The 13329-nt window shown below is 53.2% G+C and carries 12 protein-coding genes; 11 read left to right on the forward strand and 1 reads right to left on the reverse strand.

The features are described 5' to 3' along the window. Nucleotides 1–43: 43 nt before the first annotated feature. From leuS to nadD, 4 genes are read left to right on the forward strand one after another with little or no spacing between them, the layout of a single operon-like run. On the forward strand, nt 44–2626 hold the full coding sequence (gene leuS, locus OGY17_RS05750) for a leucine--tRNA ligase (RefSeq protein WP_095533124.1): 2583 nt from the start codon (nt 44–46) through the stop codon (nt 2624–2626). A 14-nt stretch (nt 2627–2640) separates the two neighbouring features. Next, nucleotides 2641–3237 (forward strand): LPS assembly lipoprotein LptE, encoded by a 597-nt coding sequence (gene lptE / locus OGY17_RS05755; protein WP_286606605.1) that lies wholly within the window; start codon nt 2641–2643, stop codon nt 3235–3237. Continuing rightward, complete coding sequence (gene holA, locus OGY17_RS05760; RefSeq protein ID WP_032942687.1) at nt 3237–4268, forward strand: DNA polymerase III subunit delta; 1032 nt, start codon at nt 3237–3239, stop codon at nt 4266–4268. Before lptE ends, holA begins: the two co-directional genes overlap by 1 nt. Before the next feature lies 1 nt (nt 4269). Next, nucleotides 4270–4911 (forward strand): nicotinate-nucleotide adenylyltransferase, encoded by a 642-nt coding sequence (gene nadD / locus OGY17_RS05765; protein ID WP_100247219.1) that lies wholly within the window; start codon nt 4270–4272, stop codon nt 4909–4911. Here nadD and cobD read toward each other — a convergent pair. Then, entirely contained in the window at nt 4886–5980 is a 1095-nt protein-coding gene (cobD, locus tag OGY17_RS05770; RefSeq protein ID WP_286606607.1) for a threonine-phosphate decarboxylase CobD, read from the reverse strand. The two genes, nadD and cobD, sit on opposite strands and share 26 nt — an antisense overlap. 96 nt (nt 5981–6076) lie before the next feature. Between cobD and OGY17_RS05775 the strand changes: the two genes are divergently transcribed. From OGY17_RS05775 to dacA, 7 genes are all read left to right on the forward strand, one after another. Continuing rightward, entirely contained in the window at nt 6077–6688 is a 612-nt protein-coding gene (locus OGY17_RS05775; RefSeq protein WP_286588022.1) for an adenosylcobalamin/alpha-ribazole phosphatase, read from the forward strand. 254 nt (nt 6689–6942) lie between these two features. Beyond that, complete coding sequence (gene rsfS, locus OGY17_RS05780; RefSeq protein WP_003022728.1) at nt 6943–7260, forward strand: ribosome silencing factor; 318 nt, start codon at nt 6943–6945, stop codon at nt 7258–7260. A 3-nt stretch (nt 7261–7263) separates the two neighbouring features. Next, nucleotides 7264–7731, forward strand: a complete 468-nt coding sequence (gene rlmH, locus OGY17_RS05785; RefSeq protein WP_003022725.1) for a 23S rRNA (pseudouridine(1915)-N(3))-methyltransferase RlmH — start codon at nt 7264–7266, stop codon at nt 7729–7731. 30 nt (nt 7732–7761) lie between these two features. Then, the gene (mrdA, locus tag OGY17_RS05790; protein ID WP_003831292.1) at nt 7762–9663 is read left to right on the forward strand and encodes a peptidoglycan DD-transpeptidase MrdA; all 1902 of its coding nucleotides are present in this window, start codon (nt 7762–7764) and stop codon (nt 9661–9663) included. Nucleotides 9664–9665: 2 nt separating this feature from the next. Further along, on the forward strand, nt 9666–10778 hold the full coding sequence (gene mrdB / locus OGY17_RS05795) for a peptidoglycan glycosyltransferase MrdB (RefSeq protein ID WP_003022718.1): 1113 nt from the start codon (nt 9666–9668) through the stop codon (nt 10776–10778). A gap of 10 nt (nt 10779–10788) precedes the next feature. After that, a complete protein-coding gene (gene rlpA, locus OGY17_RS05800; RefSeq protein ID WP_128316850.1) occupies nt 10789–11898 on the forward strand; it encodes an endolytic peptidoglycan transglycosylase RlpA in 1110 nt (369 codons plus the stop codon). A 142-nt stretch (nt 11899–12040) separates the two neighbouring features. After that, on the forward strand, nt 12041–13252 hold the full coding sequence (gene dacA / locus OGY17_RS05805; protein ID WP_003022711.1) for a D-alanyl-D-alanine carboxypeptidase DacA: 1212 nt from the start codon (nt 12041–12043) through the stop codon (nt 13250–13252). The last annotated feature ends 77 nt before the right edge of the window (nt 13253–13329 follow it).

Genomic DNA, 13329 nt, shown 5'->3' on the forward strand with positions numbered 1-13329 from the left:
AGCTACGTTTGTAGCTGTATTGAAAACAGGACCACTGGCTGCCATGCAAGAGCAATACCGCCCGGAAGAGATAGAATCCAAAGTACAGCTTCACTGGGATGAGAAGCGCACATTTGAAGTTACCGAAGACGAGAGCAAAGAGAAGTATTACTGCCTGTCTATGCTTCCCTATCCTTCTGGTCGACTACACATGGGCCACGTACGTAACTACACCATCGGTGACGTGATCGCCCGCTACCAGCGCATGCTGGGCAAAAACGTACTGCAGCCAATTGGCTGGGATGCGTTCGGTCTGCCTGCAGAAGGCGCTGCGGTTAAAAACAATACCGCACCAGCACCGTGGACGTACGACAACATCGCATACATGAAAAACCAGCTCAAAATGCTGGGTTTCGGTTACGACTGGAGCCGTGAGCTGGCGACCTGCACCCCGGAATACTACCGTTGGGAACAGAAATTCTTCACCGAGCTGTACAAAAAAGGCCTGGTGTACAAGAAAACGTCTGCGGTCAACTGGTGCCCGAACGACCAGACCGTACTGGCGAACGAACAGGTTATCGACGGCTGCTGCTGGCGTTGCGATACCAAAGTCGAGCGTAAAGAGATCCCACAGTGGTTCATCAAAATCACCGCTTACGCTGACGAACTGCTGCGTGACCTGGATAACCTGGATCACTGGCCTGACACCGTGAAAACGATGCAGCGCAACTGGATTGGCCGTTCTGAAGGCGTGGAAATCACCTTCGATGTGAACGGTTACGACAACACGCTAACCGTTTACACCACCCGCCCGGACACCTTTATGGGTGCGACCTATCTGGCCGTTGCCGCAGGTCACCCGCTGGCGCAGAAAGCTGCTGCAAATAACCCAGAACTGGCCGCCTTCATTGACGAATGCCGCAATACCAAGGTTGCTGAAGCCGAAATGGCAACCATGGAGAAGAAAGGCGTCGACACGGGCTTTAAAGCCGTTCACCCGCTGACTGGCGAAGAAATCCCCGTTTGGGCAGCAAACTTCGTCCTGATGGAATACGGTACGGGCGCAGTCATGGCCGTTCCGGGCCACGATCAGCGCGATTACGAGTTTGCGACAAAATATGGCCTAACCATCAAGCCAGTAATTCTGACCGCTGAAGGCGCAGAGCCGGATCTGTCCGAACAAGCTCTGACCGAAAAAGGCGTGCTGTTTAATTCCGGCGAGTTTGACGGCCTCGACTTCGAAGCTGCCTTCAACGCCATTGCTGACAAGCTGGTAGCGAAAGGCGTGGGTGAGCGTAAAGTGAACTACCGTCTGCGTGACTGGGGTGTTTCCCGTCAGCGTTACTGGGGTGCGCCAATTCCGATGGTGACGTTGGAAGACGGTACCGTACTGCCGACGCCAGAAGATCAATTACCGGTTATTCTGCCGGAAGACGTGGTTATGGACGGCATCACCAGCCCAATCAAAGCCGATCCGGAGTGGGCAAAAACCACCGTTAACGGCATGCCTGCGCTGCGCGAAACCGACACCTTCGATACCTTTATGGAATCCTCCTGGTACTACGCGCGCTACACCTGCCCGCAGTACAACGAAGGGATGCTGGATCCAGAAGCTGCAAACTACTGGCTGCCAGTTGATATCTACATTGGTGGTATTGAACACGCCATCATGCACCTGCTCTACTTCCGCTTCTTCCACAAGCTGATGCGCGATGCGGGCATGGTCAACTCTGACGAACCGGCCAAACAGCTGCTGTGCCAGGGTATGGTGTTGGCTGATGCGTTCTATTACGTTGGTGCAAACGGCGAGCGTAACTGGGTTTCTCCGGTTGATGCCATCGTTGAGCGCGACGAAAAAGGTCGTATCGTCAAAGCTCAGGACGCAGAAGGCCATGAACTGGTCTATACCGGCATGAGCAAAATGTCCAAGTCGAAAAATAACGGTATCGACCCGCAGGTCATGGTTGAACGTTACGGCGCTGACACGGTACGTCTGTTCATGATGTTCGCTTCTCCGGCTGATATGACGCTGGAATGGCAGGAATCCGGCGTTGAAGGGGCGAACCGCTTCCTGAAACGTGTATGGAAGCTGGTTTACGAACATACTTCCAAAGGCGATGTTGCTGCCCTGAACGTTGATGCGTTGAGCGAAGACCAAAAAGCGCTGCGTCGCGACGTACATAAAACCATTGCTAAAGTTACCGATGATATCGGTCGTCGTCAGACCTTTAACACCGCAATTGCGGCGATTATGGAGCTGATGAACAAGCTGGCGAAAGCACCGCAGGAAGACGAACAAGACAGAGCCCTGATGCAGGAAGCGTTACTGGCCGTCGTTCGCATGCTGAACCCGTTCACCCCACACGTTTGCTTCACGATGTGGGAAGCACTGAAAGGCGAAGGCGATATCGACAACGCACCGTGGCCGGTGGCGGATGAAGCGGCAATGGTTGAAGACTCGACGCTGGTTGTTGTTCAGGTGAACGGTAAGGTCCGTGGCAAAATTACCGTTCCGGTAAATGCGACAGAAGAACAGGTTCGTGAACGTGCTGGCCAGGAGCACCTGGTGGCAAAATATCTTGATGGCGTTACCGTACGTAAAGTGATTTATGTACCAGGTAAACTCCTCAATCTGGTCGTTGGCTAAGCGCGGGAGGAAGCGTGCGACTTCTGACAACATTGTTGTTATCTCTGGCGGTGCTTGTCACCGCCGGGTGTGGCTGGCATCTGCGTAATACTACGCAGGTTCCACCCTCAATGAAAACCATGATCCTGAACTCTGGTGATCCGAACGGCCCATTAAGCCGCGCGGTTCGTAATCAGCTGCGCCTGAACGGCGTTACGCTGCTTGAAGACGGTACAATGCGTAAAGATGTGACGTCCTTACGTCTTGGCGCAGTCAGCATTTCGCAGGATACGGCGTCGGTATTCCAGAACGGTCAAACGGCTGAATACCAGATGGTGATGTCCGTAAGTGCTACTGTGCTGATTCCAGGTCATGATATTTATCCAATCAGCGCCAAAGTTTATCGTTCGTTCTTTGACAACCCACAGGCTGCACTGGCGAAGGATAACGAGCAAGAGATGATCATCAAAGAGATGTATGACAAAGCGGCTGAACAGTTAATTCGTAAGCTGCCAAGCGTACATCTGGCCGATACTCTGTCATCCAATGCTGATGATGCTAAGCCAGCGGCGACAAAAGCCGCAGAGCCTGCGTCATCTCCGGCGCGTGTTTCCACCACGCTGGCTAACTGATGCTCAAGTTGTACCCTGAACAACTCCGCGCACAGCTCAATGAAGGGCTGCGCGCGGCGTATTTGCTCTTAGGTAACGATCCTCTCTTGTTGCAGGAAAGCCAGGACGCTATCCGTCAGGCTGCCGCCACACAAGGGTTCGAAGAACACCACGCTTTCACCCTGGACAATAGCACCGACTGGGGAGAGATTTTTTCACTCTGCCAGGCAATGAGCCTGTTTGCCAGCCGTCAAACCCTACTTTTGCAGTTGCCTGAAAATGGCCCCAATGCCGCCATTAACGAACAGCTCGCTTCACTCGTCACACTGCTACATGACGACCTGCTGCTGATCGTTCGCGGCAACAAACTGACTAAAGCGCAGGAAAACGCCGCATGGTATACCGGACTTGCCAATAATGCGGTGCAGGTAAGCTGCCAGACGCCGGAGCAAGCACAGCTTCCTCGTTGGGTCGCCGCCAGAGCGAAGCTTAACAATCTACAACTGGATGACGCAGCCAATCAGCTGTTGTGCTATTGCTATGAAGGTAATCTGTTAGCGCTGGCGCAAGCGCTGGAACGGCTAGCATTGCTTTGGCCTGATGGCAAACTAACGCTGCCTCGCGTGGAGAAAGCCGTTAACGATGCCGCGCACTTTACCCCGTTCCATTGGGTGGATGCGCTGCTGATGGGCAAAAGCAAACGCGCGCTGCACATTCTGCAACAGTTACGCCTGGAAGGCAGTGAGCCGGTTATTTTGCTGCGCACGATACAGCGTGAATTACTGCTGTTGGTCAACTTAAAACGGCAGTCAGCCCATACGCCTTTGCGCACGTTGTTTGATAAACACCGGGTGTGGCAAAATCGCCGGGGTATGATGGGAGACGCGCTAAACCGGCTGAATCCTGCGCAGTTGCGTCAGGCTGTAACGCTGTTAACGCGTACTGAAATTACGCTTAAACAAGACTATGGTCAGTCAGTGTGGGCGGAACTTGAGGGGCTTTCCCTGTTGCTCTGCCATAAATCGCTGGCCGATGTTTTTATTGATGGTTGATATGAAATCATTGCAGGCTCTGTTCGGTGGCACCTTTGATCCGGTGCATTATGGTCATCTTAAACCGGTTGAAATTCTGGCGAATCTGATTGGCCTTTCCCGGGTTATTATCATGCCCAATAATGTGCCGCCGCATCGTGCGCAACCCGAAGCGTCCGGCGAACAACGTCAACGCATGGTTGAACTGGCCATTGCCGATAAGCCGCTGTTCTCCCTTGATGAACGCGAACTGAAACGCGATACCGCCTCCTACACCGCGCAAACGCTCAAAGAGTGGCGCGAGGAGCAAGGACCGGACGTGCCATTAGCGTTTATTATTGGCCAGGACTCACTGCTTACCTTTCCGTCCTGGCATGACTACGACACGATTCTGGGTAACACCCACCTCATTGTCTGCCGACGTCCGGGCTATCCGCTCGAAATGGCGCAGGAAAAGCACCAGCAGTGGCTGGAGGATCATCTGACCCATTCGCCAGATGACCTGCACAACTTGCCTTGCGGGAAAATTTATCTGGCTGAAACGCCGTGGTTTAACATCTCCGCCACGCTCATCCGTGAGCGTCTGGAAAAAGGCGAGCCGTGCGACGACCTGATGCCAGCTGCAGTGCTTGACTATATCAATCAGCAGGGGTTGTACCGCTAAGCACCTTGCGTAGAGCCGCCAACAGGCGGTTATTCTCTTCCTGGCTGCGAACGGCTACCCGATAATAGCGCGCATCCAGCCCCGGATAATTAGCACAACTGCGAATCAAGACATGTTGTTTCAGCATTGCGCGTTGCAGATCAAAATCCGCCCGATCGCAGCGCAATAAGCGATAATTTGCCCTGCCAGGATACACCGTCAGGCCGGGCAGTTCTTTCAACTGCCGATCAAACCTCGCGCCCTCTTGCTCCAGCCACTTCCATGTTGCCTGCTGATATGCGCTGTCGTGTAAAATAATCTCGCCTGCCAGTGCAGCAAATGCGTTAATTGACCACGGCATTTGTCGACGGCGCATCTGTGCAACAGCCTGTTCATTACTGTTGACCAGATACCCTAACCGCAGCCCCGGTATCGCATAGAACTTGGTTAGCGAGCGCAGCACCCAAATATGCGGGTTATCCCGAAGCAGCGGAATAAACCCCTGCTCCCCGGCAATAAAATCGATAAACGCTTCATCAAGGATCAGATTGATCCCAAGCAACTCACAACGCGCGGCTATTTCGCGCAGCAGGCGGTTATCGGGCAGCAAGCCAGTGGGATTGTTGGGCGTACAGAGAAACAGGCAGTCCAGCTCTGAGGTTAACGTATCGAGGATTGCATCGGTAAGCTGCCAGCCATCGTCTTCGCGCAGCGCAAACTCATGGATCGTACAGTCTCCCCATTGCAGCGCCCGACGATATTCAGCAAACCCGGGCGTCACGATCATCGCATGACGTGGTTTAAGTCCTTGCACCAAAGTGAAAATCGACTCAGTCTCGCCGTTTCCGGCAAGTATCCATGAGGCAGGAATCTGATGATGCTCCGCCAGCGCCGCATGCAATTTAGCGTAATCAACATCCGGGTAACGCTCCGCGCAGTCCAGGTTGTCGACGATCGCGCGTTTTAAACTTGCCGGCATACCCAGCGGATTAATATTCGCGCTAAAATCCAACAATTGTTCAGGCGAGATGCCCAACAGTTCGGCGGCTTCTCGGGTATTGCCACCATGCGCGCTCTTCAATAAAGACATCGTGCCGCTCCACGCAAAAAAAGGTATTTTAGTGAAAAATCTCTGCGCAATCAGGGCAAACATCATGTTTTGTGCGAATAACCTCAAGAGGAAAAAATGAGACTCTGGTTAGTACGTCATGGAGAAACTGAAGCCAATGTCGCTGGTTTATACAGCGGTCACGCCCCCACACCGCTAACGGAACGGGGTATCGCTCAGGCGCAAACACTGGGTACGCTGTTACGCAATGTGCCTGTCGACAACGTTCTGTGCAGCGAGTTGGAACGTGCCCGCCATACAACGCAGTTGATCTTAGGCGATCGCGAGGTTCCTGTGCGCAACATGCCTGAGCTCAATGAGATGTTTTTTGGTGACTGGGAAATGCGCCATCATCGCGATCTGGCGCGAGAAGACGCCGAAAACTACGCCGTGTGGTGTAACGACTGGCAGAATGCGACGCCAACCAATGGTGAAGGTTTTCAGGCGTTTTCCCTGCGCGTGGAACGCTTTATTGCTCAGCTCGCTGATTACAAAACGTGCCAAAACCTACTGGTGGTGAGCCATCAGGGTGTTCTGAGCGTGTTGATCGCCCGTCTGCTGTCCATGCCGGCTGCAGCAATGTGGCATTTTCGCGTCGAACAAGGTTGCTGGAGCGCAATTGATTTTTGCGACGATTTTGCGGTTCTGAAAGTGCTCAACAGCCGGGCTGTATGGCACGACGGGGAGTGAAAGCCCTGTTTTTTCTGCCGAAGGGCTTCTCTCCCATTGACACCCCATGACAGGCTGTTATTCTCCGCAACCTGACTTTTCCCGCCCTTCAGAGCTTTGCAGAAATTGTTTTACAAAAATGGCGATGCATTCTGCGGCGTGGGGTGGGATGATAGCGCACTTCAAAAGCGCTTTCGGAGACATTTGTCCCGATATCGCCTCTGGTTCAGGTATACTAACAGACGTTTTTAACTCTTTTCACCCAGGGGGAACACTTGCAGGGTAAAGCACTTCAGGATTTTGTAATCGACAAAATTGATGACCTGAAAGGTCAAGACATCATCGCCTTAGACGTTCAGGGCAAATCCAGCATCACTGATTGCATGATTATCTGCACCGGCACGTCCAGCCGTCATGTAATGTCTATCGCAGACCACGTTGTTCAGGAGTCCCGCACTGCTGGTCTGCTGCCGCTCGGCGTAGAAGGCGAGAACGTTGCAGACTGGATCGTCGTTGACCTCGGTGATGTGATTGTCCACGTGATGCAGGAAGAAAGCCGTCGCCTGTATGAACTGGAAAAACTCTGGAGTTAATGCGTGAAGCTGCAACTTGTCGCTGTGGGTACGAAAATGCCTGACTGGGTGCAAACCGGGTTTACGGAGTATCTCCGTCGGTTTCCGAAAGATATGCCCTTTGAGCTGATCGAAATCCCGGCAGGAAAACGCGGCAAGAACGCGGATATTAAACGCATTCTCGACAAAGAGGGTGAGCAGATGCTGGCTGCCGCAGGCAAAAACCGCATCGTCACCCTTGATATCCCTGGTAAACCCTGGGACACGCCGCAGCTGGCGACTGAACTGGAACGCTGGAAACTGGACGGTCGTGACGTCAGTCTGTTGATTGGCGGGCCGGAAGGTCTCTCCCCTGCCTGTAAAGCGGCAGCGGAACAAAGCTGGTCACTCTCTGCGTTAACCCTTCCTCACCCTCTTGTTCGAGTTCTGGTCGCGGAGAGTCTGTACAGGGCGTGGAGCATCACCACCAACCATCCTTATCACCGTGAGTGATCATTGATTCTTGAGTAGATTAAGCAGCGGATGAAACTACAGAATTCTTTTCGCGACTATTCGGCTGAGTCCGCGCTGTTTGTGCGCCGGGCGCTGGTCGCTTTTTTGGGGATTTTGCTGCTCACCGGCGTGCTGATCGCCAACCTTTATAATCTGCAAATCGTTCGCTTTACTGATTATCAGACTCGCTCGAACGAAAACCGCATCAAACTGGTGCCTATCGCCCCCAGTCGCGGCATCATTTATGACCGTAACGGAATTCCGCTCGCCCTTAACCGCACCATTTATCAGATAGAAATGATGCCGGAAAAGGTCGACAACGTTCAGGATACCCTCGACGCGCTGCGTAACGTCGTAGACCTGACGGACGACGACATTGCCGCCTTTAAAAAAGAGCGCGCCCGTTCACACCGCTTCACCTCCATTCCGGTAAAAACTAACCTCAGTGAAGTGCAGGTGGCCCGATTCGCCGTTAATCAATATCGCTTTCCCGGCGTCGAAGTTAAAGGCTATAAACGCCGCTATTACCCCTACGGCTCTGCGCTGACCCACGTCATTGGCTACGTATCGAAGATCAACGATAAAGACGTGGACCGCCTGGACAAAGACGGCAAGCTGGCCAACTACGCGGCGACGCACGACATCGGTAAATTGGGTATTGAACGCTATTATGAAGACGTACTTCACGGCCAGACGGGTTATGAAGAAGTTGAAGTGAACAACCGTGGCCGCGTCATTCGCCAACTGAAAGAAGTGGCGCCGCAGGCCGGGCACGATATCTATCTCACCCTTGACCTGAAACTCCAGCAGTACATCGAAACGCTGCTGGCGGGCAGTCGTGCCGCGGTGGTAGTCACCGACCCGCGTACCGGTGGCGTTCTCGCACTGGTGTCCATGCCGAGCTACGACCCGAACCTGTTTGTGGATGGCATATCCAGCAAAGATTACTCTGGATTGCTCAATGACCCGAATACCCCATTGGTTAACCGCGCGACTCAGGGTGTCTACCCTCCTGCTTCGACGGTTAAACCTTACGTCGCGGTTTCTGCATTAAGTGCAGGCGTCATCACCCGCAATACTGGTCTGTTCGATCCGGGTTGGTGGCAATTACCGGGCTCTGAAAAACGTTACCGCGACTGGAAAAAATGGGGGCACGGCCATCTGAACATCACCCGTTCTCTGGAAGAGTCGGCGGATACGTTTTTCTATCAAATCGCCTATGATATGGGGATAGACCGCCTTTCAGAGTGGATGAGCAAGTTTGGCTACGGCCAATATACGGGTATCGATCTTGCCGAAGAGCGCGCCGGAAACATGCCAACCCGCGAGTGGAAGCAAAAACGGTTTAAAAAGCCATGGTACCAGGGTGATACCATTCCGGTCGGCATCGGTCAGGGTTACTGGACGGCAACCCCTATCCAGATGAGTAAAGCGCTGATGATCCTTATCAACGACGGTTTGGTAAAAGTCCCGCATCTGCTGATGAGCACAGCAGAAAACGGCAAGCAAGTGCCGTGGATCCAGCCGCACGAACCACCCGTTGGTGACATTCATTCCGGTTATTGGGAAATCGCAAAAGACGGCATGTACGGTGTAGCCAACCGTCCTAACGGTACTGCACACAAATATTTCGCTGGCGCACCTTACAAAATTGCGGCGAAATCCGGTACTGCACAGGTCTTTGGCCTGAAAGCCAATGAAACCTATAACGCACATAAGATCGCCGAGCGCTTACGTGACCACAAGCTGATGACGGCCTTCGCACCCTATGATAAGCCCCAGGTTGCTGTCGCCATAATTCTTGAGAACGGTGGCGCGGGCCCGGCTGTGGGTACCATTATGCGCCAGATCCTTGACCACATTATGTTGGGCGACAATAACACCAATCTGCCTGCAGAAAACCCCGCGGTTGCAGCAGCGGAGGACCAATAATCGTGACGGATAATCCGAACAAAAAAACATTCTGGGACAAAATCCACATCGATCCCACGATGTTGCTTATTTTGCTGGCGCTGCTGGTTTACAGCTCGCTGGTCATCTGGAGCGCCAGCGGCCAGGATATTGGCATGATGGAGCGCAAGGTCGGTCAGATCGCAATGGGCCTGGTCATCATGGTGGTGATGGCGCAAATCCCGCCCCGAGTTTATGAAGGCTGGGCTCCCTATCTCTACATCTTTTGCATCATTTTGTTGGTGGCAGTAGATGCCTTCGGCGCTATCTCCAAAGGTGCGCAGCGCTGGCTGGATTTGGGGATTGTGCGTTTTCAGCCCTCCGAAATCGCCAAGATTGCCGTGCCGCTGATGGTCGCGCGCTTCATCAACCGTGATGTTTGCCCGCCATCGCTAAAAAATACCGCCATTGCGTTGGTGCTGATATTTATGCCCACCCTGCTGGTGGCCGCCCAGCCAGACCTCGGAACTTCAATACTGGTCGCTCTTTCCGGTCTGTTTGTTCTGTTCCTTTCTGGTTTGAGCTGGCGTTTAATCGGTGTTGCGGTAGTCCTGGTTGCGGCGTTTATCCCGATACTGTGGTTCTTCCTGATGCATGATTATCAACGCCAGCGCGTCATGATGTTACTCGATCCGGAAACCGATCCGCTGGGTGCGGGTTATCACATCATTCAGTCTAAAATTGCTATTGGCTCCGGCGGTCTACGTGGTAAGGGCTGGCTACACGGTACGCAGTCACAGCTTGAGTTTTTACCCGAACGTCATACAGATTTTATCTTCGCGGTATTAGCGGAAGAACTGGGTCTGGTAGGGATCTTAATTCTGCTGGCGCTGTACATTTTGCTGATTATGCGCGGATTATGGATCGCTGCCCACGCGCAAACCACCTTTGGTCGCGTCATGGCGGGTGGTTTAATGTTGATATTATTCGTTTATGTCTTCGTAAATATTGGTATGGTGAGCGGTATTCTGCCCGTGGTTGGCGTTCCTCTCCCACTGGTTAGTTACGGAGGCTCGGCACTTATCGTGCTGATGGCTGGGTTCGGGATTGTTATGTCGATCCATACCCATAGAAAAATGTTGTCGAAAAGCGTGTAAGGGGTACGCAATGCGTAAGCAGTGGCTTGGTATCTGCATCGCAGCAGGAATGCTCGCGGCGTGTTCGAGTGATGATGGTCAGCAACAGGGTGCTGTCGCGCCGCAGCCTGCGGTGTGTAATGGTCCGATTGTTGAAATCAGCGGGGCCGATCCGCGCTTTGAACCCCTGAACCCAACGGCGAATCAGGACTATCAGCGTGATGGTAAGAGCTACAAAATCGTCCAGGACCCTTCCCGCTTTAGCCAGGCAGGGCTTGCCGCTATCTATGATGCGGAACCCGGAAGCAACTTAACCGCGTCTGGTGAAGCGTTCGACCCGATGCAGTTAACCGCAGCGCATCCGACGCTGCCAGTCCCAAGCTATGCCAGAATAACTAACCTGGCAAATGGCAGGATGATTGTCGTGCGCATTAACGATCGCGGCCCTTATGGCAACGATCGCGTGATTTCACTTTCACGTGCAGCAGCCGACCGTCTGAATACCTCCAACAATACCAAAGTGCGTATCGACCCGATCATCGTCGCCCAGGATGGTTCATTGTCCGGGCCGGGAATGGCTTGTACCACGGTAGCGAAACAAACCTATGCCCTGCCCGCGCGTCCTGATTTAAGCGGCGGTGGCAATATGGGCAGCATGCCTGCGCCATCGGATGCGGGTCAGCCGCAAGGCGATATTCGTCCGATCAGCAATTCCACGTTGAAAAGCGATGATACAACCGGTGCGCCAGTGAACAGCAGTGGATTCCTCGGTGCGCCGACCACGCTCGCTGCAGGCGTGCTGGAAGGTAGCGAGCCGCCTCCGGCTCCGCAACCGACCACCACCGCACCGGTAACACCAACCGCACCAGCAGCAACACCAGCCGCCGTCGCAGCACCTGCGCCAGCGGCAGTAGCCAACGGACGCTACGTGGTTCAGGTTGGCGCAGTCAGCGAGCAGTCGCGTGCGCAGCAGTATCAAAAACGTTTAAGCCAGCAATTTGGCGTCCCAGGTCGGGTGGTACAAAACGGCGCAGTCTGGCGTATCCAGATGGGGCCGTTCGCCAGCAAAGCTGAAGCCTCCACATTGCAGCAGCGTCTTCAAGCCGAGGCGCAATTACAGTCCTTCATCACCGGCGTGTAATAACGTAAATCGGGTATCTGAACTGTCAGTTTCTGTAAATGACATTAACAAAGTCACGCGGAAAGTCAGATGCCTGCCCGTTTTGCATTTGCTATAGTAGGGCACTTTTTTTAATTTCATCACGGACGTCGTAGTTCAGACCATGAAGACCACTTTTTCCGCTCGTTTCGTGCAGCGTATGGCGCTCACCGCGGCTCTCTGCGCAGCTTCTCTCTCTGCTGCCCATGCCGATGACCTGAATATTAAAACCATGATCCCGGGTGTTCCGCAGATCGATGCGGAGTCATATATCCTGATTGATTACAATTCAGGTAAAGTTCTGGCAGAACAGAACGCTGACACTCGCCGCGATCCCGCCAGTCTGACCAAAATGATGACCAGCTACGTCATCGGCCAGGCGATGAAAGCCGGGAAATTCAAAGAAACCGATCTGGTCACCGTCGGCAATGACGCTTGGGCTACAGGTAACCCGGTCTTTAAAGGTTCATCATTGATGTTCCTGAAACCTGGCATGCAGGTTCCTGTTTCTCAGCTTATCCGTGGTATCAACCTGCAATCCGGGAATGACGCGTGCGTGGCAATGGCGGACTTCGCAGCCGGTAGCCAGGATGCTTTCGTCGGTCTGATGAACAGCTATGTGAACGCGCTGGGCCTGAAAAACACCCACTTCCAGACCGTTCATGGTCTCGATGCTGACGGTCAATACAGCTCGGCTCGCGACATGGCGATGATTGGTCAGGCGCTGATTCGCGACGTGCCTAACGAATACTCTATCTATAAAGAAAAAGAGTTCACCTTTAACGGCATCCGTCAGTTAAACCGTAACGGCCTGCTGTGGGATAACAGCCTGAATGTCGACGGTATCAAAACCGGTCATACCGACAAGGCTGGCTATAACCTCGTTGCATCCGCAACCGAAGGTCAGATGCGTCTGATCTCCGCCGTCATGGGTGGCCGCACCTATAAAGGTCGTGAAACCGAAAGTAAAAAACTGCTGACCTGGGGCTTCCGTTTCTTTGAAACCGTGAACCCACTGAAAGTCGGTAAAGAGTTTGCTTCAGAGCCCGCCTGGTTTGGTAATACCGATCGTGCATCGTTAGGCGTAGATAAAGATGTCTACCTGACTATTCCGCGCGGCCGCATGAAAGATCTGAAAGCAAGCTATGTGCTGAACACCACAGAACTGCACGCACCGCTGCAGAAAAACCAAGTTGTCGGCACCATCAACTTCCAGCTGGATGGCAAAACCATTGAGCAGCGCCCGCTGGTAGTCCTGCAGGAAATCCCTGAAGGCAACTTCTTTGGGAAAATCATTGATTACATTAAATTAATGTTCCATCACTGGTTTGGCTAAAAATCGAACACTTGAAAGTGTGATTTACGTCCCCATATACTAGGTATCCAGATAACTCCCACGCGCTGTGGGAGTTA

The organism is Citrobacter sp. Cpo126 (genome assembly GCF_030332445.1).
Taxonomy (GTDB): Bacteria; Pseudomonadota; Gammaproteobacteria; order Enterobacterales; family Enterobacteriaceae; genus Citrobacter; species Citrobacter portucalensis.